This window comes from Methanoregula sp., from assembly GCF_035543475.1.
Classification (GTDB): Archaea; Halobacteriota; Methanomicrobia; order Methanomicrobiales; family Methanospirillaceae; genus Methanoregula.
Window position 1 is genome coordinate 41105 of sequence record NZ_DATKKA010000006.1, and the last position, 23323, is coordinate 64427.

The 23323-nt window shown below is 56.8% G+C and carries 24 protein-coding genes and 2 tRNA genes; 17 read left to right on the forward strand and 9 right to left on the reverse strand.

The genetic code is table 11. From position 1 onward, the window contains the following. Positions 1–3: 3 nt before the first annotated feature. Together albA and VMS83_RS01665 are read left to right on the forward strand one after the other, a co-directional pair. Positions 4–297, forward strand: coding sequence for a DNA-binding protein Alba (albA, locus tag VMS83_RS01660; protein ID WP_325409223.1), 294 nt, complete (start codon positions 4–6; stop codon positions 295–297). A 109-nt stretch (positions 298–406) separates the two neighbouring features. Next, positions 407–925, forward strand: a complete 519-nt coding sequence (locus tag VMS83_RS01665) for a hypothetical protein (protein WP_325409225.1) — start codon at positions 407–409, stop codon at positions 923–925. Between the two features lie 259 nt (positions 926–1184). Here VMS83_RS01665 and VMS83_RS01670 read toward each other — a convergent pair whose 3' ends face one another. The 4 genes from VMS83_RS01670 to VMS83_RS01685 form a co-directional block, all read right to left on the reverse strand. After that, on the reverse strand, positions 1185–2318 hold the full coding sequence (locus tag VMS83_RS01670; protein WP_325409227.1) for a DUF373 family protein: 1134 nt from the start codon (positions 2316–2318) through the stop codon (positions 1185–1187). 74 nt (positions 2319–2392) lie between these two features. Next, positions 2393–3253 carry a coiled-coil protein gene (locus VMS83_RS01675; RefSeq protein WP_325409229.1) on the reverse strand — a complete coding sequence of 287 codons (861 nt, stop codon included), beginning with the start codon at positions 3251–3253 and terminating at the stop codon, positions 2393–2395. A 460-nt stretch (positions 3254–3713) separates the two neighbouring features. Beyond that, positions 3714–4880 carry a cell division protein FtsZ gene (gene ftsZ, locus VMS83_RS01680; RefSeq protein ID WP_325409231.1) on the reverse strand — a complete coding sequence of 389 codons (1167 nt, stop codon included), beginning with the start codon at positions 4878–4880 and terminating at the stop codon, positions 3714–3716. A gap of 10 nt (positions 4881–4890) precedes the next feature. Then, positions 4891–5070: a ribbon-helix-helix domain-containing protein gene (locus VMS83_RS01685; RefSeq protein ID WP_012106956.1), complete on the reverse strand. Its 180-nt coding sequence runs from the start codon at positions 5068–5070 to the stop codon at positions 4891–4893. Between the two features lie 196 nt (positions 5071–5266). Between VMS83_RS01685 and VMS83_RS01690 the strand changes: the two genes are divergently transcribed. The 3 genes from VMS83_RS01690 to VMS83_RS01700 all read left to right on the forward strand — a co-directional run bounded on the left by VMS83_RS01690 (position 5267) and on the right by VMS83_RS01700 (position 8224). Then, positions 5267–6265 carry a pyridoxal phosphate-dependent aminotransferase gene (locus VMS83_RS01690; protein WP_325409235.1) on the forward strand — a complete coding sequence of 333 codons (999 nt, stop codon included), beginning with the start codon at positions 5267–5269 and terminating at the stop codon, positions 6263–6265. Continuing rightward, positions 6253–6879, forward strand: a complete 627-nt coding sequence (locus tag VMS83_RS01695; protein ID WP_325409237.1) for an NTP transferase domain-containing protein — start codon at positions 6253–6255, stop codon at positions 6877–6879. The genes VMS83_RS01690 and VMS83_RS01695 overlap by 13 nt, the downstream gene beginning before the upstream one ends. 109 nt (positions 6880–6988) lie before the next feature. Beyond that, positions 6989–8224 carry a TIGR00300 family protein gene (locus VMS83_RS01700; protein WP_325409239.1) on the forward strand — a complete coding sequence of 412 codons (1236 nt, stop codon included), beginning with the start codon at positions 6989–6991 and terminating at the stop codon, positions 8222–8224. 74 nt (positions 8225–8298) lie between these two features. Here VMS83_RS01700 and VMS83_RS01705 read toward each other — a convergent pair whose 3' ends face one another. Beyond that, positions 8299–9285 carry an archaeosine biosynthesis radical SAM protein RaSEA gene (locus tag VMS83_RS01705; protein ID WP_325409241.1) on the reverse strand — a complete coding sequence of 329 codons (987 nt, stop codon included), beginning with the start codon at positions 9283–9285 and terminating at the stop codon, positions 8299–8301. A 30-nt stretch (positions 9286–9315) separates the two neighbouring features. Between VMS83_RS01705 and VMS83_RS01710 the strand changes: the two genes are divergently transcribed. The 5 genes from VMS83_RS01710 to hypE all read left to right on the forward strand — a co-directional run bounded on the left by VMS83_RS01710 (position 9316) and on the right by hypE (position 12271). Next, positions 9316–10398 (forward strand): hypothetical protein, encoded by a 1083-nt coding sequence (locus VMS83_RS01710; protein ID WP_325409243.1) that lies wholly within the window; start codon positions 9316–9318, stop codon positions 10396–10398. A gap of 82 nt (positions 10399–10480) precedes the next feature. Beyond that, positions 10481–10565, forward strand: a tRNA-Ser gene (locus VMS83_RS01715). A 145-nt stretch (positions 10566–10710) separates the two neighbouring features. Then, positions 10711–10935, forward strand: coding sequence for a HypC/HybG/HupF family hydrogenase formation chaperone (locus VMS83_RS01720; RefSeq protein WP_325409245.1), 225 nt, complete (start codon positions 10711–10713; stop codon positions 10933–10935). After that, positions 10935–11279 carry a hydrogenase maturation nickel metallochaperone HypA gene (locus VMS83_RS01725; protein ID WP_325409247.1) on the forward strand — a complete coding sequence of 115 codons (345 nt, stop codon included), beginning with the start codon at positions 10935–10937 and terminating at the stop codon, positions 11277–11279. Before VMS83_RS01720 ends, VMS83_RS01725 begins: the two co-directional genes overlap by 1 nt. Continuing rightward, the gene (gene hypE, locus VMS83_RS01730) at positions 11276–12271 is read left to right on the forward strand and encodes a hydrogenase expression/formation protein HypE (protein ID WP_325409249.1); all 996 of its coding nucleotides are present in this window, start codon (positions 11276–11278) and stop codon (positions 12269–12271) included. The genes VMS83_RS01725 and hypE overlap by 4 nt, the downstream gene beginning before the upstream one ends. Positions 12272–12566: 295 nt before the next feature. Here hypE and VMS83_RS01735 read toward each other — a convergent pair whose 3' ends face one another. From VMS83_RS01735 to VMS83_RS01745, 3 genes are read right to left on the reverse strand one after another with little or no spacing between them, the layout of a single operon-like run. Next, positions 12567–13127 (reverse strand): DUF447 domain-containing protein, encoded by a 561-nt coding sequence (locus tag VMS83_RS01735; RefSeq protein ID WP_325409251.1) that lies wholly within the window; start codon positions 13125–13127, stop codon positions 12567–12569. Further along, positions 13115–13936 (reverse strand): triphosphoribosyl-dephospho-CoA synthase, encoded by an 822-nt coding sequence (locus tag VMS83_RS01740; RefSeq protein WP_325409253.1) that lies wholly within the window; start codon positions 13934–13936, stop codon positions 13115–13117. Before VMS83_RS01740 ends, VMS83_RS01735 begins: the two co-directional genes overlap by 13 nt. After that, positions 13908–15047, reverse strand: coding sequence for a methanogenesis marker 9 domain-containing protein (locus VMS83_RS01745; protein WP_325409255.1), 1140 nt, complete (start codon positions 15045–15047; stop codon positions 13908–13910). The genes VMS83_RS01740 and VMS83_RS01745 overlap by 29 nt, the downstream gene beginning before the upstream one ends. 226 nt (positions 15048–15273) lie before the next feature. Between VMS83_RS01745 and cfbA the strand changes: the two genes are divergently transcribed. The 6 genes from cfbA to VMS83_RS01775 all read left to right on the forward strand — a co-directional run bounded on the left by cfbA (position 15274) and on the right by VMS83_RS01775 (position 20608). Beyond that, positions 15274–15675: a sirohydrochlorin nickelochelatase gene (gene cfbA / locus VMS83_RS01750; protein ID WP_325409257.1), complete on the forward strand. Its 402-nt coding sequence runs from the start codon at positions 15274–15276 to the stop codon at positions 15673–15675. A 6-nt stretch (positions 15676–15681) separates the two neighbouring features. Further along, positions 15682–16893 (forward strand): coenzyme F430 synthase, encoded by a 1212-nt coding sequence (gene cfbE / locus VMS83_RS01755; protein WP_325409259.1) that lies wholly within the window; start codon positions 15682–15684, stop codon positions 16891–16893. A 2-nt stretch (positions 16894–16895) separates the two neighbouring features. Next, positions 16896–17969: a Ni-sirohydrochlorin a,c-diamide reductive cyclase catalytic subunit gene (gene cfbD / locus VMS83_RS01760; RefSeq protein ID WP_325409261.1), complete on the forward strand. Its 1074-nt coding sequence runs from the start codon at positions 16896–16898 to the stop codon at positions 17967–17969. Next, positions 17966–19339, forward strand: coding sequence for a Ni-sirohydrochlorin a,c-diamide synthase (gene cfbB, locus VMS83_RS01765; protein ID WP_325409263.1), 1374 nt, complete (start codon positions 17966–17968; stop codon positions 19337–19339). The genes cfbD and cfbB overlap by 4 nt, the downstream gene beginning before the upstream one ends. A gap of 128 nt (positions 19340–19467) precedes the next feature. After that, entirely contained in the window at positions 19468–20433 is a 966-nt protein-coding gene (ilvE, locus tag VMS83_RS01770; protein ID WP_325409265.1) for a branched-chain-amino-acid transaminase, read from the forward strand. A gap of 100 nt (positions 20434–20533) precedes the next feature. Continuing rightward, positions 20534–20608: transfer RNA gene (locus VMS83_RS01775), tRNA-Glu, on the forward strand. Between the two features lie 53 nt (positions 20609–20661). Here the strand turns inward: VMS83_RS01775 and VMS83_RS01780 are convergent. Then, the gene (locus tag VMS83_RS01780) at positions 20662–21459 is read right to left on the reverse strand and encodes a hypothetical protein (RefSeq protein WP_325409267.1); all 798 of its coding nucleotides are present in this window, start codon (positions 21457–21459) and stop codon (positions 20662–20664) included. A 1062-nt stretch (positions 21460–22521) separates the two neighbouring features. Here VMS83_RS01780 and VMS83_RS01785 point away from each other — a divergent pair. Next, positions 22522–22752: a hypothetical protein gene (locus tag VMS83_RS01785; RefSeq protein WP_325409269.1), complete on the forward strand. Its 231-nt coding sequence runs from the start codon at positions 22522–22524 to the stop codon at positions 22750–22752. The last annotated feature ends 571 nt before the right edge of the window (positions 22753–23323 follow it).

A 23323-nucleotide genomic window follows, 5' to 3' on the forward strand; every position in this document is an offset into this window, starting at 1 on the left:
CCTATGGAAACGAGCATGCAGCCGATGAAGGAAAACACCGTGTTTGTGGGGAACAAGCCGGTCATGAACTATGTACTGGCTGTTGTTACCCAGTTTAACAACGGCGCCGGGGAGGTCGCTATCAAGGCCCGGGGCAAGGCGATCTCACGGGCGGTCGATACAGCAGAGATTGCTCTGAACCGGTTCCTTGACGGTGTCACCAAGAAGGATATTGTGACCTCGACTGAGGTGATCGATACCGATACCGGCAAGACCAATGTCTCGAGCATCGAGATAATCCTTTCAGCCAAAAAATAATTTTTTATATATTAACCCTGGCATATCGAAAGTGCAATTTACCGACGGTAAAACCAGGCATTATGGATACCGTAAACCATTTAACTGGTGCCTTCACAGTGATAGTGTTATGAATGCACGTGCTGCCGCGTGTATCAGTCTCCTTCTGATCATACTCTGTATAGCGCCGGCTGCAGCGGCCAATGATCAGCGCTATGGGTATATTACCCTCGACTCCGTACAGATTCAGCTCCATAACGATACAGCGCTGGTCGATATGCACTATACCGTTGATGAGGGAACGAGAATCATCTTCTTTTTACTGGGAAAACAGGATCTCCGGAACAAGCTTACGACCATCCTCAATTACAACAATGCCCAGATGGAGTACGTCAATCTCTCCGATGCGGAGTTCGTGGTAGACCAGGCCTCGTACTCGTACGGGAACGGGATATACTGGTTCCCGACCCACCAGTTCAACGTGGTTATCCCGAAACTGACGGTCACCTCTCCGCAGATCGTACGGAATTATACCAATACCAATCTCTTCCCTGACGGCATGGGATATTTTGAAAATGCCCCGCTCTTCCCCCCGGTGCAGGGACAGCCACCGGTTCCGCCGGCCATTTCCCAGACTGCCACTCCGTAAAACGGAGTACCGCCAGCAGAACGGAACCATCCTCCGGCCTTTGAACATCCTGGTGGCGTGAGAGCGTTTCCCGGCAGGTTTTTCTCACATGAGATATTCGGGATGAAACCCGGCCAGACTTATATCACGTTGTCCCTGCTGTGAAGAAGGTTGGATGCGGAAGGGTGGCTCATCCGATCTATACTCCGCGGAGAACAACTGCTGATTCGTACAGGCCGCAGATATGGCGGATAAGCAGATAAAAAAATGAGCAGGCTATTCAGATAGTCTCAATAATGGCTTCTTTCTGCGCTTCTGCCTGTCGTTTTGTCATGATAAACTGGACAAAGACACCGACAATCGCACAGGCAAGCCCGAAGAGGGTCGAGTACATGATATAGATCCCGCCGGCTGCAGAACTGATAGGGAAACCCGTGACACTGCTGACCGCAAGGATGTACGTGCTTGCACCGTACAGGATCAGCCCGATCGCGGTCACAAAGAAGGGAAACACGACAACTTTTGCAAGGTTTTCCCGTTCATTGAGATATACATCAGTAATAACACCTAGGGACGTAACCAGCCCTGCAACAATCAGCCAGAGGATCGCCCCGTAGATAAAACTCATGATGTAGAGAAGAATACCCAGGCTGTTATCTGCGGCGTAATAATTAAGAACCGTGAAAAAGCCAATCGTAAACCCGATCACCACAAGGACAATCGTGGTCGAGTACGTGACAAAAGAAAATTTGCCCCGGGACATCGATGCCCGGAGGGCATTGATCACCCCGTGAATGACCTCGTCTAGGCCAAACCCTTTATACAGCAGGTACATCCCGATAACCCCGACCACGATGATCGTAGCAGTGCCCGGGTATCCCAGGATGTACGCGCTTGCATACAAGAGCATTGCCAGGCCCAGGGGAACAAAGACCACCCGTGACACCTTCGGGTCGTCCAGGAGTTTTTTAAGGATATAGTAGGTTCCTTCGAGGTTTGGCATCTGGTTGACGATAACGCGGCGGATGCTTGCCACCGGAATACGGGACTGGATGATGGGAACAACGAACTCGTCTTCTGCACCATCCGAAACAAGGATGCAGGACGTCGGCTGTGTGGCTTTGATTACATCATCGAGCGTTGCAGCGATCTTCCGGTCACCCTCGATCATATGGAGGTGGTTGCCGGCAATCACCGCAACAACCGCCTCTTCCCCTCTTGCGATCAGCTCATCATAAATTTTTATTGCAGAAAAGATCGCATTGACATCAGAGTCTTCGGGATCGGCAAGCGCAAGACTGTCAGCGGCTTTCAGGCATTCCTGCCTGCCGACGACCGGGCTTTCAATCTTTGCCTTCCACCCGATATCATCGTCCCGGTCCACGCTCAGGACGAGCGTCCGCTCTTTTGTCATTGGTATAATAGAGTCACTGTAAATCTATTAATTATTACCTGCGGTGAGAAAAAAGAAAATGACGGATGAGGGAATTAAATAAGTTTTGAACGCTGGAGCAGGAGGATATCGTCCGTGGTAAGTTTCTCCCCGGCCCGGAAGTTCTTGAACAGGTGCTCGGCTTCCTGGCGGACGGCTTTCTGCTCTTTTGTCACCTTGACCTTCTTGGTCTTCTTGCGCAGGCCGGAGATCACCTTGTCGTAGTCGCGCAATTCCTTCTGGCAGGCAATAAAAAACTTGTGCTCAGAGTCTGCGGCTTCCTGTGCCTCAACAAAACTCTTATGGGACGCATCGGCTGCCTCGCGGGACTTGTCGGCCTTCCGGTAAGACTCGACCATCAGGTCGTGGTGCTTCTGGGCCAGTTCGGCCAGCTCGGTCACCTTTGCATGGAGGTCGGATGCCAGCTTGCGAAAATCGCGGGCAGAGGTAATCTTGGTCCGCATCTCCTTGTTCTGTTCGAGCTCGGCTTCCTGCTCCTTGACCTGCCCCTTCATCTGCTTGATCTTTTCGATGAGCTCGCGTTCCTTATCGGTGGTGAAAACCTCGGTCTGCTGCCGGTACTCCATGTACTCGATCTGTTTCTGGAGTTCCTTGATCCCCCGGTTCTTGAGCGAGCCGTGTTCTTTTTTGAAGGCCTCGATGTCCTCGAAGAGCGTGTTTGCCTTGTCGTTGAGGTCATTGCGCTGGGCCTTGAGGTCAAGGACTTCCTGGTTAAACTTATCCCGCAGATCCTTGTTCTTCTGGGCCTCTTCCACAAATTCCCGGGTCTGGTTATTGAGCGTGTTCCTCTCCCGCGCTGCTTTGCTCGCGGTGGCGTTGAGCTCATTCCTTCTGTTCTTGTGCTGTTCAGACTCGGCAAGGATCTTCTTTCGCTTTTCCATCAAATCATTCAACATGCGGTACCACTCCTCATCCTGACTCCTGGAAGGGATGGACAGGCCCGTGGGCCAGAGGCATGAGCCTTCTGGGGCACCCGTAACACGGGCGCTTCCCGGCAATGACAGCTCTGCATGGCTGGTGCAGGGCAAAAAACATCAGAAAAGGATCGTTGCGTATCTGTTTTGCAAGACTTCAAAGCGAAGCCTTTGTTCGACACTCTATTCATGATGTTCAACTCCCGGTACACGGATGACACCCGCGAAGGGTATCGCCCACCATTCTCCCTTCAGATGATCTGGTCGAATGTACTATATTTTAAAGGCAGGGAGTCCACTTAAGCATTTCGCCGTGGCGGGGGGAGAGCAGACCATGCCGGCCCGGAAATGAACTGGTTAAAACAGCGTACCTTAAAAAATCCGGGGGACTGGATTTTCCCATTTCCCCCGGATATGTATTTTATCTCTTTTTTTTAGCGTGTTAGCCGACCCATTCAAGAACGCCGCCGCCGCTGGCCTGGTCGCGGGGAGCGACTTTGCGCGCCTGCGGCATCTCGACCTGCTTGGGGCTGGCTCTCTTGGCATCGATCTCCTGGACCATGGTCTTGTAAGACTGGCGGGTCCCGAGAATCTGTGCACTCTTGACACCGGTCATGATGGCGAGGACGCGGATCTTGCCTTCCATGTCGGGCCGGACACGGGCGCCCCAGATCACATCTGCGTGCGGGTCGAGTTCGTACGTAAGCGAGGTTGCAACCTCTTCTGCATCCTGCAGGGTAAGGTCGGTACCACCGGTGATGTGGATAAGGCTGCCGGTTGCGCCGCGGTAGTCGATGTCGAGCATCGGGTTGCTTAAGCATTCCCGGACAACGCTCTCTGCCTTGTTCTGCTGCTTGCTCTCACCGACGAGCATGGAGGCCACGCCACCCTTGGACATGATAGCCCGGACATCGGCGTAGTCGATGTTGATGAGCGAGGGTTCGGTGATGGTCTCGGAGATGCCCTTGACGGTCTCACCGATCAGCTGGTCCATAACGGAGAATGCCTGGCCCAGCGGGAGGTTTGGAACGAAGTTCTTGAGCCGGTTATTATCGAGGACGATGACCGAGTCTGCGGATGCGGCAAGTGCTTCAAGTCCTTCCTCTGCCCGGATAAGCCGTGCCTTTTCAACCTGGAACGGATAGCTGACCATCCCAACTACAATTGCGCCCTGCTCCTTTGCCACCTGGGCAACGACCGGAGCGGAGCCGGTACCGGTACCTCCTCCCATACCGGCAGTGATAAACACCAGGTCTGCCGATTCAAGCAGTGCCTCAAGAGTCGGGCGGGCCATCTCGGCTGCGCGTTTACCGACATCGGGGTAACCGCCGGCACCGAGACCACGGGTCAGGGATTTCCCGATAAGGACACGCTTGTCAGCCTGGATCATGTCCAGGTGCTGTTTGTCCGTGTTGATCGCAATTGTTTCTGCGCCGGATACGCCCATGTGGTGGATCCGGTTGACGGTGTTGTTACCGCCACCACCGCAGCCGATGATCACGATTCTCGGTTGCCCGAGGAAATCTTCATCCGGTGCGCTGGATCCGGACTTGCTAACCTCTTTTTCAAGTTCGGAATTTTTGAGTGCATCGTTAATTATGCTCTGCATTTCTACCCTCTCATACCTTGAATGAAACCTGGTCATTATCCTTTAAGACACGGCCCGCTCGTTTTTCAACAAGATCACGAACAGCGGCCCGGACCGCTTCTGAAACATTGGGATACTCGCCTGCGTCCACCATCTGCTGGAGCAGGCCAATCTGTTGTTCGGGCAACCGGAGCGTGATTCGTTGCATCATGGTATCTCCATTTCAGACATATGTCTGCTTTTTGTCATCTATATGTCTGACAAGGGGAACTCTTGTGTCTGACTTAACCAGATAAACCAAAGTGAAACATAATGCTATAAATACCTTCTTATTCGCTTTTCGCCCGCCCTCCAAACGCATTTATGACTTCCCGGCCAAGTATTTTTGAAAAAAGGCGGGCAATCTGATGGCTGTTGATTTTCCCAAACCCGTTGTCCATGGTGGAACCGGAAAGCGGGAGCGGGAAAAAACGGGAAAAAACCTGCTGGATTTCAGCGCGAGCCTCAATCCCCTGCCTCCCCGGGTCGCGTGGTCCTGCGATCCGGGTGACCTTGCCTCCTATCCTGACAACGACTACTGCCAGCTCAAGGAGCGTGTCGCTGATATTTTCCACCGCGATCCTGAGGAGATCTGCGTAGGAAACGGTTCCATTGAGCTGATCCGGGTCTTCTGCGCAGTTGCGCTCTCCGGCAAAAAGACCTGCTATATCCGGCCACCTACGTTTGGGGAATACGATCTCTCGGCAAGGCTTGCCGGGGCATCAGCAGCAAAGAGCCCGCAGACGGCCGATGTGACCTTTGTCTGCAACCCCAACAACCCCACCGGGGAACTCTGTTCCCGCCCGGAAATGCTCTCCCATATCAGGACAGCTGCCTCCCGCGGGGGGATCCTCTTTGCTGATGAGGCATTTATCGAACTTGCCGATCCCGTGCAATCCGTTGTCGGAGAGCCCAAAGACTCCCTTTTTGTCCTGCGGTCGCTCACGAAGTGCTTTGCAGTCCCCGGGATCCGGTTCGGGTACGGTTTCGGGAACCCTGAGCTGGTCGCAAAGATTGAGACCGCACGACCCCCCTGGAGCATAAACGCGTATGCCGAGGCATTTGCCCTTGCAGCATTTTCCCACATGGATGATCTGGATGCATCGCGTGCGTATATCCACCGGGAGCGGGAACACCTCCGGCAAAAAATCCAGGATCTGGGACTGCAGTGCCGGCCATCCTCGGTCAATTACCTGCTGGTGGACTGTGCCCGCGATGCGGGCCCGCTCTCTGCGGCACTTGAATCCCATGGTATCCTTGTCCGCGACTGCACCTCCTTTGGCCTTCCCGCCGCCATCCGTGTAGCTGTGAGGACACGGGAGGAGAACGCCCTGCTTGTGGAGGCGCTCTCGGCATGCGTGCGCTGATCATGGCCGGAGGGGCAGGAAGCCGCCTCAACCTCGGGGAAAAACCCCTTATCCTCATCAATGGCCAGCCGATGATCCGGTACATCACCGATGCTTTTTCCGGCGCCGGATGCCGCGTTGTGGTGGTAACCTCCCCCCGGACCCCCATGACCATGAACTGGTGCCGGGCAAACGGCATCGATGCTTACGCAGCCGGAGGTGCTGATTATATCCCGGACATGGAGGAGGCCGTTCTGGCACTTGAAGAGACAGATCCCCTGTTCGTGAGTGTTTCGGATATCCCCTGCATCGATCCTGACATTATTTCCTCGGTTAACAGGGCCTACCGGGCCTCGGGAAAAAACGCCTGCTCAACCTGGGTCCCTTCTGCAACCGTTACCTCCTGCCGGGGCGGCCCGACATACCGCACGAAGATCCAGGATATCGAATCCTGCCCCACCGGCCTTAACATTCTCCGGGGCGACCGGATCACGGAACCCCAGGACGAATTCCAGCTGGTGCTGGACGACCCCCGCCTGGCCATTAACGTCAATACGCGGGCAGACCGGGATGCCGCGGAGAGGTACCTCATGCACCACCGGGAAAGGCGGAAACAACCCGGCAGATCCTCCTGAAGCCCGGGTCAACTGGCCCCAATCTGCGTCATTCCACCCAAAAAAAGGCAGATCCTGCCGTATTTAATACGAATGCATATTAAGGTGCGAGGACAGATAGATCTGTACTATGGTGGAGGCGCAGGAGATAGAGCTGCAGGGTCATATCATTGACTCAGGCATCATGACCCAGCTCTTTGACCGGGTAATGGACATGGGGGGGAATTTCGAGATCCTGACGTTTGACGTAGGGAAGAAAAAGACCGATCCCAGTTACGCCCGCTTAAAAATTGTCGCCCAGGACCGGGAAAAACTGCGCTCCATCCTCTCGGAACTCCACCGGCTCGGCGCCCGGCTTCCTCCCGTAGAATCTGTCCACTATGTCCCGGCAGCAGGCGACCGGAACGCCCCAAAGGAATTCTACACCACCACCAACCACCCCACCCAGGTGCGCCTCGCGGAAGAATGGATCCCGGTCGACGGTATTGAGATGGACTTCCTGATCGTGGTCGATCCTGCAAAGAAGAAAGCACGGTGCGTACCGCTGGGAAAGATTAAGAAAGGCGATCTCGTAGTCATCGGGGAGGAAGGGGTGCTCGTGAGCTATCCCGACCGTCCCCGCACGAGCAGCACGTTCGAGTTCATGCACGGGACAGTCTCGTCGGAACGGCCCAGCGAGACCCTGATCGCCCAGATTGCAAAAGAGATCCTCGAGGTCCACAAAACCGGTGGCAAGATCATCCTTGTCGGGGGCCCGGCGATTATTCACACCGGGGCGGACAAGGCGGTTGCCGATATGATCCGTAAGGGGTACATCAATGTCCTCTTTGCGGGAAATGCACTTGCAACGCACGATGTCGAGTACAACCTCTTTGGCACATCGCTGGGTATGGACATTAAAACCGGGAGACCGGTCATGGGCGGACACCGCCACCATATCTACGCGATCAGCGAGATCATGCGGGTCGGCTCACTGAAAAACGCGGTGGATCAGGGCGTTCTTACCGGTGGCATCATGTACGAATGCGTGAAACATAATGTCCCGTTCGTGCTCGCCGGCTCTATCCGTGACGACGGTCCCCTGCCCGATGTGATCCAGGACACGATGGTGGCACAGGACGAGATGCGTAAGTATATCCCCGGCTGCAAGATGGTCCTGATGGTGGCTACCCTGCTCCATTCGATCGCCGTGGGCAACTGCCTGCCCTCCGGGGTAAAAACAGTCTGCGTGGACATCAACCCCGCCTCCGTCACCAAGCTGATGGACCGCGGCACCACGCAGGCCATCGGTATTGTTTCGGATGCAGGTACTTTCTTCCCCCTCCTTGCTGAGCAGATCGAGCGCCAGAGCAAGGGAAAGAAGTAAAAAAATGCACGGGGGATGTGAAAAGCCCCCGCCTCTTTTTTGATCCCGAAATTAAACCATACCGTAAAAGGAGGTTACCGGGTCAGCGGCATGCAGTACGGCTGCTCGCGGGCGAGCACGTACTCCCACTCGGCCTTGCAGGCACATTCCGTGTCGAGGAGTGCCCCGATCAGGTCCCGGTCCGCGGTGAGGGAATAGTCGCGGATACCGCGGACGATCTCGTAGTCGCACGTCCCACAGTTATGCGGTCCCCGTTTCTGCCCGCCCCCAAGAGGATCGCAGGTGACCTCCATGGGGGCATCCTTTAACAGGGAGAGGACGCTCCAGAGATACGGGGGACGGTAGGCCCCCTGCCGCCAGTAGAGCTCCAGCTCGGTCCGCTTCTGGACCGTGCAGGGGTTCATGGAGACCATTTCCACGCGCCCGGTAAGATCCGCAAACGAGGAACGCATATCGGCGACCGCTTCGGCCTCGGTCAAAAAGAGTGGTTTGAAGAGGAGGTACGCCTTCACTCCCGCCCCGGCGGCATGGGCCGTGTGGGCAGCTGCAGTGAAATCCGCAAACGAAAAACCCTTGTTGATGCACTTCTCACGGATCGGATCGCTCGAGGTCTCCAGGCCGATTGCACAGTAGAGCGGGGTCGCATGGGTGCCATTGTCGATCTCCGCCACAAAACGTTCCAGGGTTTCACGGTTAATATATTCCGGCCGCGTCTCCGTGATCACGATCTTTCCCCGGAATGCCGCTGCAGCTTCTGCCAGAAATGCCGGGGGAACCTCGGCGGGGTCAAAAAAACTTCCCGAGGTAAAGACCTTGATCATTGCAACCTCATCCAGGGAAAACTGCGAACGCACCCAGGAGAGCTGGGCATGAAGGTGGCGTGCCAACCCCTCACAGGACCGGTCCGGGAACTTCTCGAACCGGTAACTGCACATCCGGCACCGTGCCCACGAGCAACCGCCGGACTCAAAGATGATAGTGAGGCATTCAACGGTCGTGCCGTTGTACCGCTCCTTGCCGCGCCAGCATGCCAGGGGTTTTTTGAGGGTTTCAGAAATCATTAACAGCCTCATTGTTGATCTTGTACATAGATGAAGAAGATCGTCCTCCTTGTACTGGGGATAGGTTTCCTCATTTCTGCGGTTTCGGCCTACCAGGTCACCGTTTATGCCCCGGGAAGCCTGACCATCGGTCTTCCTCTTGTTGTCAACGGGACCACCACCTTTGGCATCGGGACCCCGATCGACGTGGTGCTGTACCAGCAGGTGACCACCAGTACCGAGATCGATCGCCAGATTGCCTACGTGCAGGAGGACCATTCCTTCCGCGTGGTCTTTGACACTACCCGCCTTCCCCCCGGCACCTACAAAGTCGAGGTTCCGGCAAGCGGGACCGGGGATTCCATTACCATGCGGCAGGTCCTCCTTGTTGACCGGTCTGCCGATCTTGTCCTGACCTCCCAGACTACGCAGGCATTGTCGGACTCGCTGTACCTCTCCGGGCAGATCGCCGTGGATGCCGGTTCCGGTGTGCAGGTTGCCGTGATCGGCCCCGACAACGGCGTGGTATTCGGCCCTACGTTTGTCTCAACGGACAGCATGGGACGGTTCAGCCTTGTCGTGCCCATCAGCCAGCCCGGAAATTATGACATGAGTTTTACCGATGCACGGGGATATATCACCACCCAGACCGTCACTATTATCGGGGAGACGGCAACCATCACCCCGGGACAGACGACCGCTGCCAATATCCTTTCCGCCCACGGGAAATCCTCCCGGGACAATCCGATCTATTTCATCGTGCAGCCCTCGGGAAATGGCCCGGTGACCGTATTTACCTCCGCTTCGGTTGACTGGGTTGTGGAATACGTGGATGCAGAGGGAAACCTCCAGACGGTCAACGACCAGGGAGGTTCCGTACCCGACATGATCGTGCTCCAGGAATCGGACAAGCCCCTGTACTTCAAGGTCTACCCCTACAAGTATTCGGTCACGGATGATGTCACCCTCACGGCAGAGAACGCTGCATCGATCGCGGTGAGCCCCGAGGTTCCCGGGGGGTTTACGGCAGCCCAGGCATCCCAGGCGGAAACGACCACATCACCGGTTCCTGCCATCCTCTGTATCATAGCTACGGGAACGGCAGTCCTCGTCATCCACCGGAAAAAGACCTGACAGGCACGAGGGAATGGCGGCAAAACCGCGCGATCCAAAGAAGCCTTTTTTATATTCCACCGCGAAAAGAATAGAAACACATGCCGGGGTAGTCTAGTCCGGTAAGGCGGTGGCCTTGAAAGCCACTGGTGCCCTGCACCTCAAGAGTTCAAATCTCTTCCCCGGCGTAACGGACGCTTATTCTGCCTGTTTTTTCATTCTCCACAACGGGTACTGCTGGGAAGTCCGAACCCCGGGCGGATGATCCGTATCACTGTTTTTATGAGCGAGAACATGCTATAGTAGATAACCGGATACAGGTGTGAGCCATCGATGTGTGTTGCAGTTCCTGCCGAAGTGCTTGAGATAAAAGACGGGAATGTCGGGGTCGTGGACTATGGTGACCTCAAACAGGAGGTCCGGCTCGATCTCGTGGATGTCAAGGTTGGGGAATTCGTCCTCGTGCACGTGGGTTTTGCAATCCAGCGTCTCTCCCGCGAGGACGGTCTCGAGACCCGCGAGATCTTCAAGCAGGTCTATGCCGCACTGGAGGAGTGATGCACGAATACAGCATCGCTTACGACCTGTACGCAACCGCAAAGAAAGCAGCGCTGGATAACAAGGCAACCCAGGTAAAACGGATCCGGGTCGATGTGGGAAAGATGGCCATGGTAAACCCGGAACAGGTGGTTTTTTTGTTCGATACGATAAAAGAGGACGACCCCCTCTTTTCCGGTGCCGTTCTTGACTGCAATGAGGTGGAACCGGAGACCACATGCCCCTGCGGGTACCGGGGAAACGAGATCTATGTCTGCCCCCGCTGCGGATCCCTTCCGCAGGTGATCCGGGGCCGGGAGATTGTCGTGACCAATATCGAGATCGAGGCGGCGGATTCCCCATGAAGGTCAACTTGATGCACGGCGCCGGGGGCGAGGTGATGGGCGAACTCCTGCAGACGCTCACGAAGTTCTCCCACAACAATGCCGGGGGGATCGGGCTTGAATCCCTTGACGACGGGGCCGTGATCCCGATCAACGGCACGAACATCGTATTTACCACGGACTCCCACGTGGTCCGCCCGCTCTTCTTCCCGGGAGGGGATATCGGGAGGATCTCGGTCTGCGGCACGGTAAACGACCTCACCATGATGGGCGGGCGGCCGGTCGCACTCTCGTGCGGGATGATCATCGAAGAAGGCTTCGATGTGGCCGACCTTGCACGGATCGTTGCCTCAATGGACGAGGCGCTGGGCGAGGCAGGAGCCTGCATGGTGACAGGAGACACCAAGGTGGTTGAACGGGGCTCGCTCGACGGGATCGTGATCAACACCGCGGGGATCGGCGTTGCAAAAACCATTGTCCGGGACAACGGGCTTGTGCCCGGCGACGTGATCATCGTCTCGGGGACACTGGGCGATCATGGCATTGCAATCATGGCCCACCGCGAGGGTTTCGACCTGGGCGAGCAGATCCACTCCGATGTTGCCCCTCTCTGGGGAATGATGGAGGGCGTCCTTGCCGCCGGCACCATCCATGCGATGAAGGATCCGACCCGGGGCGGGTTTGCGAGCGCCATCAATGAGATGGCAAAAAAGAGCCGGGTGCAGGTCCGGATCGAGGAGGAACGTATCCCGCTGCGCCGGAGCGTAAAGAGCGCAGCCGGGATGCTCGGCATCGACCCGCTCGAAGTGGCAAACGAGGGCAAGGTCGTGATGGGAGTGCCGGCTGCTGATGCGGACGCGATCCTCGCTGCCCTGCACGCCCACAAATACGGGAAGGATGCTGCAATCGTCGGCCGGGTAGTTGCCGGGTCCCACGTGATCATGGAGACGGCAATCGGTGGCGAACGGTTCATCGAACCGCCCATGGGCGACCCGGTGCCCCGGGTCTGCTGATTTTCTTTTTTTTTTGCACGGTAGAAATCCTGAAAGAAGGAGGACCGCACTTCCTGGGCTGCTGCCCCCGCCACTGTGGTATCCCCCGGTCGTGATGATGCCGTATTGCCTCATTTCAGGTAATTCCAGGTACAGATAATACCCATACTATCGCATACGCCTCCGCCCCCGTTGGAGGCAGGGCTGGCGCAAGGGGGGCTGCATTATGATTGAAAATAAGGGATGTCGATCCAGCCCACTTTTACTTTTTTAAAAGAAGTTTCCTCGGACAGATACGCCGGGTGGCGGCTTTTTGTTACCCGTCCCCGATGTACTGCTGCAGCAGGTCAAGGGCGGCAAGCTCCTTTTTCCCGCCGCATTTCCGCACGATCCCGGTATGGTATTCGAGGAGTTTTTTCAGCTCAGGGTCCCGGTTCTCCCGGTACCGGGTCGCATGCACGGTCGCATCGACAAGATTGTTGAACCCCCGGTTTACCGGGTGGACGGCCACGGTCTCGATGATCTCTTTTTCCTGCGTAAGTACGACCCGGAGCGTCCCGGCAGCATTCTTCTCCACCTGCGCCGTGTAGGCCACCCACGCCTCTGCCTCCGCCAGCCGGCACATCGTCTTTCCTGCCACCGGCTCCTCCACGAAGGCATCGCGGGGGAGGTCCTCAAAGGCGGTCTTCACGTACAGCAGGGGATCGTGGACGAGGTTAGCCACCACCCAGCCGTCACGCAGGATATTCTCCGCGGTATGGGTACCGCTAAAAAGGATCATGCTCACCGTTCCGTCACGGACATGGACACCGATAGGTGCTGCGTTGAACGCGGTGGTCGCGATCACCTCGTTGATGCCGGTCTTCAGGAGTCCCATTCCCATCCCTCCCCAAGGGCGACAAAGATCGCCGCGATCGTGATGTCGGCAATGGACCCCGGGTTGATGCCGGCCCCGATGCACTCGGCATCGAAGGTCTCCAGTACCTTCTTCCCGTCCAGCACCAGCCTTGCATTCTCCATGGTCTGCTCCGCCACGGCCCGGCCGTGCTTCTTGATGATAAACGTGTCCGGCTCGGTGGCAAGGAGGGTCAGAAACATCTCCACGATCGCCCCCCGGCCGGGCCCGATCTGGCGGAGGATGTCAGCCCCGCGCCGGGTGAGCATAAACCCGTTGATCCACTCCCGGGCCACCATGTCGTTTGGCGCAGAGTGCTGCATCACGTCGAGCAGGGTCATGTCGCGCTCGCGGAGCTCGTCCAGGGCCCGCGGGTCGTTCACATCGAGGTCGTCGGTATCGTTCATCCGGACGCGGGTCAGGGCAAAGGCCTTGTAGAACGCCACCGCATCGGAGACATCAGTCTTTGTGACCGCGGTTGCCGCACCCTCAAGGGAACCACCGTACAGGAGGGGTACAAGGAGAATGAACGCCCCGAAATGCGTGTTTCCCCCGGAATGCTGGTTCGTCTGCCGGACGGCATGGCCGATGATCTCGCCGATCCGTCCCTTGCCGGAGGCCGCTTCCTCAAGCGCCGGGCGGGCAAGGATCACCGAGGCAAGGAAGTGTTCGAGCCGGGTGTCGGGATAGTCGTGGCACCGGTCAACGTTTCCGGGCTTGGGAAATGCGCAGACCTCCAGCATCATCGCCAGCTGGGCGCGTTCAACCGGACTCAGGAGATGGGACGTCATGGAACACCCGTGTCATCAGGGTATCTGAGAGCTCGCGTTTCCGGCGCATATACTCTCTCTTCGAGAGCTTGTCGGAAGCAAGCGTCATGTCCCGGAACATGCAGGGTGAGGAGGTCTTGCAGCACCATGCAAGGCTGCCAAAACAGGTATTGGGGCCGGCCTCGAGAGGGGTGCCTTTTACCGCGTCCATTTTCATCCGCACATACTCTTCCTTGGACATGCCAATCCTCTTTAAAGCCGGGAGAAGCGGGCACTCCTTGACCGGCATGCAGCAGAAGGTGAGCGCCCGGATGTCCCCGCCCCGGCAGAGCTGCTTGGGGGAATTGTACCAGCCCTCGTCATCTGCAAACCGGGAGATGGCCGCGTCCAGTCCCGCAAGGGTCCCGACATCGGACTGCCGGGCAAGCGAGACGAGATCGGCCCCGTGGGAGAGCATCTCCCGCATCCGGTCGAATCCCGTGATCCCGTTGTTTGCGATGAGCATGAGCGGGCAGCTGTTCCGGATCTGGCGGAGCTTTGCACTGCCCGCATCCATGAGATCGACATGGAGGATATCCGCCCCGGCCCCCCAGAGCGCCCGGGCAAGCTTCTGGTCGTCACCGGAAACCCCGACACGGATCTTGACCGAGACCGTGACATTCTTTGCTTTGAGGGCCTTTACAACCGCCACCAGGGCACCGGGATTTTTCAGGTAATACTCCCCGGCCCCGGCAGCGATCATGGGGGCCTGCCGGCAGTGGGCGTCGACCTCGTACACGACCTCATCACCGAAGGCATCTGCGATCGCGGTAAAAGCCTCCGGGGAACCACCCCGGAGGTTGATGCCGGCTACGACCCCGGAATCCCTGAGCAGTTCGATCTCGGCCCCCAGCGCCGCGATCGGGTCATCATAGAGGAACTCCTTTCGCTCACCTCGCGCCGCTATTTCCTTTGCGGCATCCATGGTGGGCCGGTCGATCGCGTACCCGCCAATGAACGCGGCTCCGATGTGGTTTTTGCGTTCGAGCACGTACCGGGCATCCACGATCCCTGCCATGGATGCAATGGCCACCGGAGTCTTTACCACGTGGTCATTGATGATGAGGCCGAAACGTTCGAACGCATCCATCATAAGTTCATATCAGTTGCGGCGGGCACCTGAAATATTCTTTGGATCCGATCCGGGAGAGCGTGATGCGCCCGGGCCAGACTGTAGGTCATTTTTTCGTCTGCCGTGATCCAAATGACAAACCATTATTACGATTGCATCCCATTTTTCATACGTAATGTGTTATCGTGAGCAAAAGTACACGAACTTTCCATAAACACATGACGATCTCAACATCGGAGTTACCCCCATGAGTAAAAAGGGAATGTTACTGGTAGGCCATGGCAGCACCATGCCCTACAACAAGGAGCTCATCGAATCCACCGGGAAGATGATCGCAGCGCAGACCCCCGAATTTGTCGTCAAATGCGGTTTTATGAATATCAATAAGCCCTCCATAAAGGAGGCGCTGGCCGAATTTGCCCGGGAAAATATCGATGTGCTCGTGGTTGTCCCGCTCTTTCTTGCAAAAGGCGTCCACATTGAAAAAGACATTCCCGGAGAGATCGGCCTGCCCGAAGGATCCAAGAAGGGCACGTTTGCGCTCAACGGGAAAACCGTCCCGCTCGTGTACGCCGATCCCATCGGGATCGACCCGCTCCTTGCCGAACTGATGGTCAAGAACGCCCACAAGGCCCTTGCACTCGTCTGACCGCATATGCGGGTCCTGGTCCTCGACACGATCCATGGCGGCAGGGAGATCGGTGCAGCCTTTGCCCGTGCCGGGCACTCTGTCGACATCGTGGACGTGTACCGGGGAACCACACCGGATGCAGCGGACCGGGCCGCAGCCACCACCTATGACCTGGTGGCCGCCCCGGTCCATCTCGACCCGGCCCACCCGCTCCTTGCCGGCCGCACGGAGCCGGTGATCACCCACCACGAGGCCGTACGGCGGCTTCTTTCCGAAAACGTGCCCCGGCCGATGATCGAGATCACCGGTGCACAGGGAAAAACCACCACGGCCTGTGCGCTCGCTTCCATCCTTCCCGGCGCCGGTGTCCTGCACACCTCGACCGGCACGTACGCAAAGCCCGGCCACCGGCTACTCTTCAGGAAAAGCATCACGCCGGCCTCGGTGCTGGAAGCAGCAGAAAAGGCTCTGGCCCTGGACGGCTGGCTGGTGGCCGAGGAGTCGCTGGGCGTAACCGGCGCCGGCGAGCTTGCCATTATCACCTCTCCCGGCGATTACCGGTGTGCCGGCAACCGGAAAAGTGCGCTTGCCGCAAAGGTGGCATCATCGCAGGGCAGCAGGCAGCTCCTCTGTGCCCCGGGCGTCCCGTCCGGCGGTCATCCGGATGCCGTGCAGCTGGATGACGTTGTATCTGTCACCGGGGACCGGTGCACCATCGCGGCAGCCGGCCGGTCAGGGGTATTTACCAACCCCCTGCTTGCCCTGCCGGGATACCGCGTGCCGCTTGCCCTCGCCGGGACCGCGGCCGTGCTCCTCGGGTGCGATCCCGCACCGCTCTCCGCGTTTCCCGGGGTCCCCGGAAGGATGGAGATACGAAAAGAGGAGGGGGTCCTTATCATCGACAACGCGAACAGCGGGACGAATGCGGCGACCACCATCGAGGCTGCCCGGTACGCCCGTTCCTGCGCCGGTTCCCCGGCGATCACGCTCGTCATCGGGACAGTCAAAGGTGACGGGGCGGTCTGCGAAGGGTTTGCACCCGACCAGATCCGGGCGGCCATACTGACTATCCGGCCCAGCACGCTCATCTGGGTGGGGGACCCGCCGGAGAGGGATGACCTCCCGGACCTGCCCGCCATCGATGCAGTCTGCCCGACCCTTGATGAGGCGGAACGCTGCGCCCTCGCAAAGACGCATACCGGAGCTGTCGTGCTCGCGGTCAAGACCTGGAGATAGATATGCCCTCACGATTCATGCACCCCCGCCCGAGCTCGATTGTCGCCGCCCTCTATACGGCACGTGACCTTGAAGTGGACGTCGCCATCCTGCACGGCCCCTCAGGCTGTTCCTTCAAGCACGCCCGGCTTCTCGAAGAGGACGGGATGAGGGTGCTCACCACTGCCCTTGCAGACAACGAGTTTATCTTCGGCGGCCAGAAGGCGCTCGAAGGCGTGCTGCGGTACGCCGGGGAACAGTTTGCCCCGAAAAGGATGGCCGTGATCGGGACCTGCGTTTCCATGATCATCGGCGAGGACCTGGAAGCGGCCATCGACAGCGCCGGTATCGCGACCCCGACCATAGCCGTCGATATCCACGCGGGCTTTACCGAGAACATTGCCGGTGTGCTCGCAACGCTCGAGGCTGCCGCGGAAGCAGGCTGGATCAGCGCTGACGAACTGGCCCGGCAGCACCGGCTCATGGAGAAGGCAAACGAGGTGGAGAAGCTCCGGGGCGCTGCATCCCGGGAATACCTTGAACCCTCGCGGGGCGATCTCAAGCACCTTGCCGCAGAGCGCCTCATCGCATGCGCACGGAGCGGGTCAAAAGGTGTCGCGGTCCTGAACGCGAAAAAGGAGACCGCCTACATGTTCGCCGACGAGCTGATCGCGCTCCACGATACCTGCCCGGATGCGGACATCACGTATCTTGTCAACCTCGACAACCGCGGCCTGCCCAAGGTGCGGGCCGACGCAGAACGAATCCGGGAGGAGATGGAGAGGCGGGGGGTCCGGTTTGAGCTCATCGGTGCGCTGGACGAGTACGGCGCAAATGGCGATGCCCTCGGGGCCCGGATCCGAGAGATCGCCCCTTCCTTTGCGTTGATCGCCGGGGTACCGCACGCGATCCCCCCCGAATATACTGACGGGATCGAGTGCTTCTCGGTCACAAACGGCCCGCGGCAGGTAGCGCCGCTCAAGGCCATCGGCCACCAGCACGTGCTCGTGGAGATCGACCTCCACCCGCGGACACTGGGCGTGCGGGATATCGTGGAGAGCGAGTTTGGGGCCGTGATAAGGAGCCTTGCGCGATGAGATCCCTCCTCATCACCGGTGACCGGTCCGGCAGCGGGAAGACGAGCATCACGCTTGCCCTCGCGGCACTTCTCCGGGAACGGGGAGTAGTCCAGACCTTCAAGGTGGGGATGGACTACATCGACCCCTCGTACCTCGCCGCGGTCTCGGGCCGGCCCTGCCGGAACCTGGACAACTTTGTGCTGGGCGACGGGCAGATCCGGGGCATCTTTGCGCACGGGTGCCAGGGTGCCGATATCGCGCTCGTGGAGGGAGTCCGCGGGCTGTACGAGGGAGCGGAGGCATTGGACGACACCGGCAGCACCGCCGCCGTTGCAAAGATCCTCGACCTGCCGGTCGTGCTCGTGGTCTCGGCCCAGAGCATCACCCGGAGCGCTGCTGCAATCGTCAAGGGCTTCCAGGCATTCGACAGCGATATCCGGATCGGGGGCATTATCCTCAACCAGGTCAAGGGCGGGTCGCACCGGGAGAAGGCAACGCGGGCAATCGAGCACTACTGCGGCATCCCCGTGATCGGCGCCATCCCCCGGATGGAGGAGATGCAGCTGGCCATGCGCCACCTCGGCCTTGTCCCGTACCGCGAAGGCTCGGGACGCGGGGATTTTGACACGCGTATCCGGACGATCACCGGGATCATCGGGGACCACGTGGATCTCGACCGCCTCCTTGCGCTGGCAAAGGAGCATATGCCGGCCTCACGGGAACAGATTTTTACTCCTGCACCGGAGCAGGACGTGCGCATCGCGGTCGCGTATGACGAGGCGTTTAACTTCTATTACGCAGACCTTTTCGATCTCCTCCCGGCACTGGGGGCAACGGTCGTGCAGTTCAGCCCGGTCCATGACAGCCTCCCGGAAGCGGACGGCTATATCATCGGCGGCGGCTACCCGGAGCTCTTTGTCCCGGAGCTTGAGAAAAACGACCGGATGCGGGAGGCGATCCGCGAAGTCTCCCGGAACGGTACCCCGGTCTATGCCGAATGCGGCGGGCTCATGTACCTTACCGACCGGATGGTGCTCAAAGCGGGATGGCAGGGCAGGAAGACGGAACTGTCCGGCGCAATGTGCGGGGTTTTCAAAGGGGAGACGGTGATGCCGGCGAAAAGGGTGGTCAGCTACGTGGAGGGAACGAGCAGCAAAACCTGCCCGATGGGGGCCGCCCGGTTCCGGGGCCACGAGTTCCATTACTCGGGTGTGACGCTCGATCCCTCAACGAAGTATGCGTACCGCCTCTCGCGGGGGATCGGGATTGCGGACACGAATGACGGTGCGGTGCGCGACAACACGCTGGGGAGCTACACGCACCTCCACCCGGTCGGGAGCAGGGACATGTTCCGGAACTTTGTTGACCGCTGCCGGGAACGGCGGTAAGACCTTTTTTTGATCCCGACCTGAACCCGTGTCCGGGGCAGGTTATCGTTCTGACGGGAAAACACCGCATTCCCGGGAACAGGGTTAAAGAAAAACTACAAAAGCACCGGCACCCCAATTCAGATTATATGATCATTTATATCGATGGGAAATACCTCCCCGAAGGCCTCGCAAAGGTCTCCGTGTTCGACCACGGCCTGCTTTACGGCGATGGTGTCTTCGAGGGGATCCGTGCATACAACGGACGGGTCTTCCGGCTCAAGGAGCACATCGACCGTATGTACGATTCGGCAAAGACGCTCGATATCACCCCGCCGATCTCAAAAGAGGAGATGATCGTAGCGATCTGCGAAGTGCTGCGCAGGAACAAGCTCACCGATGCCTACATCCGGCCGATCATCACCCGCGGTGTGGGCGACCTCGGGCTTGACCCCCGCAAGTGCCCGAAGGCTTCGGTTATCGTGATCGCCGTTACCTGGGGCGCGATGTACGGCGACCTGTACGAGAAGGGGCTCAAGGCCGTCACGGTCTCGGTGCGGCGCAACCCGGCAGAATGCCTGCCGCCGAATGTGAAAAGCCTCAACTACCTCAACAACATCCTTGCAAAGATCGAAGCGAACTACAAGGGCGGGGACGAGGCGATCTTCTTTGACACGAACGGTTATATCTCCGAGGGCTCGGGCGACAACCTCTACGTGGTCAAGAACGGCGAGATCTTAACCCCCCACACCCTCAACAACCTCCGCGGCGTGACCCGCATGGTGGTCCTCGAACTTGCCGAATCGCTGGGAATCACGGTGAAGGAGCAGAACCTCGGGTACTTCGATCTCTACACCGCGGACGAACTGATCTGCACCGGCACGGCAGCGGAAGTCGCTCCGATCACCTGGGTGGACGGCAGGGTCATCGGTACCGGCAAGCCCGGCCCCGTTACCCGGCAGCTGATGGCGGCGTTTACGGCGATCACCAAGAAAGAGGGATACCCCATCAATAAGAAGACCGGCGCACCGGCAGCAGCAAAACCAAAAGCCACAACCGCGGTAAAGAAGGCGGCACCGGCCAGGGCAAAGAAAACCGCGGCCAGAAAGAAATAACCCTTTTTTACCCACGGCGGCAGGAACCTGCAACGAGCCTTCCGGCTGTCCGTTTCCATAACCTATTTATCAGGCAGAGTAAAACTAGTTAGAGCAACGCGCTGCTATAGTGTAGACCGGCCAATCATGCGGGCCTTTCACGCCCGCGACTGGGGTTCAAATCCCCATAGCAGCACTTTAGCACTGACGGTACAATGCTCTTTTCTTCTGGAACAAATTAGAACAACGTTATTTCACTGATGTTGCTTTTGCAATCATCTCACGCACACCTTCGATTACTACTGGATAAATTGAGTCCTCATAGAATTTAAAAAATTGAATGGAATTTTCATATTTTGTTTCCACTCCTTTTGGAATTGTAAAATTAGATAGGAGGATGGATAAAATCACAGGGCCAGTAACAGTGTTCTTCTTATAATGCTCCAAGAAAAAAAATGGCCAGGATATTGCATACATTTCCTTTTCTCTATCACGAAGAGGGATGCTGTATTTTACACACAATATATCATTATTAATTTTTATCGCTTCTTTCATGGCCTTATTTTCCAATGCAGGCCCTAAATATATTTGACAATGAGGTGTTAGTATTACACCAAACCAATTTGCTTCTTCTGCCCAAGCGTGAGCATCTGCAATTGCAGGGCCAAGGACAGTTCTATCTCCATCATCAATCAGATATTCACCAATGGAAAGAGATCCACGTAATAGAATTTGATGCTTAAGTCCAAATACAATAGCACTTTGAAGCCATTCCGCGATTGAGGGAAATTTTACTAATGCCTCTTTTTCTCGCCCTGTGGGCCAACAGATGATAATTGAATCCCCAAAAGTGGAGATTGTCATTTCAGGAAATTGATATCTCCCTTCGGCGTTTTCGTTGAAAGATTTCCCAATAACCTCCGCCTTTTCTTTTAATTCAGATATTAACGCATTTTTCCCATCTATAAATGTCTGTGCTTCATTAAGTTTGTAATTTGAAACACCTAATGCATCCAATATAGCAATAAACCCAAATTGCTCCACCATATCCTATCCTTTAGGAAATTATCAAGAATCCAGTATTAAAATTGTCCTGAACTCCTCACTTATAATGTAATTCTCTTCGATAGAGATCCCTACTCCAACATAGATCCTTCCAGAACTGCTTTGTCATACTTCCTTCAGGAGCCAGATGATCTGGATCAGGTTCGCCGTTAAGATTCGGGAATGGTGTTCCATCGTTGCGAGACCAGACCACATCTCACTCCAATAACCAGCGATTCCTCCCCCTCCTCGCTTGCGCTCGGAGTCGCTCGGGCGCCTTGCCGGGCCCTCGCTGGGCAAGTGAGTGTTTGTGCGCCCGCTTCACTTATTTCACCACTCCGTTCATCGAATTCATTCACGTGCCAGGATCCCGGTAAGTGCGTAGCGCAAAACCCGACGAGGCGTTTTGAGCGTCCGGCATCGCTCAGCGATCACGAAGCAGACACAAGAGGATTAATGGTCTGATCTCCGTCCCGGGTCTCTGACCGCATAACACATATGGAGGGACTCCCCCTCACACACCGGATAAACCACAAGCCAGACAAACATAACGGTTCCCCTGAATAACCCGATCTGAGATGCCCTATTCCGGGCCCGAATTGAGCCCGGATTACCCTTTTTGGATCTCATCGGAGCCCGTATCGGGCTCCGTTTAAAAATAAGCCCAAATAAGCCTTATTTTTGCAATCGGACAAAATATAGCGTTCACGTATCGCGGTTTTAAGGCCCGATCTCAGACCCAAATGGGTTTTCGGTCGATCCCGGAAAAAGATGCCCTGCAAAGGCCGCTGTGGCCCGATTATGGGCATTATATGGGCCTCAATTTGGCCGTATTTTCCCAAATGGAGCAATATTTGAGCCCTGATTTTTCGCCAGGGTAATCGGACGGTTTTACGGGCGTATTTTGAGGCTGCGGCTGCCCTTTCAGGTCAGGATGACAGCCACCCCATGCCTTCCGGAATCTCTCCCCTCACACAGGTTGCTGGAATTATTTATAGAATAAAGAAAGAGATCTGGCATTGCAATCAAAATTATCGTAAAATCATGAGGATTTGGGCGAATTATATGACATCTGATTCCGAGCAAAAAATGCAATATGCATTGAGTTTTCCTGCACGGATGCTTGTCGTAACTACCGTGGCAATTATTGTCGTGAATCTGATAGAGTTTTATGGCATAATGCATCTTGCTCTGGACTTTGTTCTTGAAGTCAGCATCCTGGAGGTCGTAATAATAGCGATAAGTTTCGCATTCTGGGTCCCACGGTACAACCTGAAATGGGGAAGAAACCCGTAAGCACCCATCAGGAAAATACCATCAGCCGGGCTTTGAACTTTAAAAAAGTCCGGGTCGCGAGCGGATAATTCCGGAAAATGATCGGTCGGGCAGCTGAAGATTTGCAAAAATGATCGGGTCGTGAGCTGAAGATTCTCAGAAAAGTCCGGCCCGGGACCCGGCAATTTTCAAAAATGATCGACCCCCCACCCCCCATCAAAAATTTCAGGGACCCCCCCTCCCACCCATGGGGGTCTCTCTAAAAAAATAACCGGGACCCCCTTTATGCAGTATAAAGCGGGAGTCCCTTTGCTTCTTCCAGTTTCTGAACATGTGTTTCCACTGAAATTTCAGGCGAGAGGGGATCAGGGCTCCCCCATTACTCAAAGACCAGGGGGACCCCCTTATCACGATCATATGGGGTAGTCCCTTGCAACATTCGCGGATCAAAGGTACCCCCTCCCCCCCATGGGGATCTCCGCAAAAAAATACCGGGACCCACTTGCTCCAATGCAAAAGGGGTCCCCCCTGCTGTGTTAGCCTAATGGGGGATGGCCCCCCACGAGAGCATCAGGCCCACTGATCCCGGGAA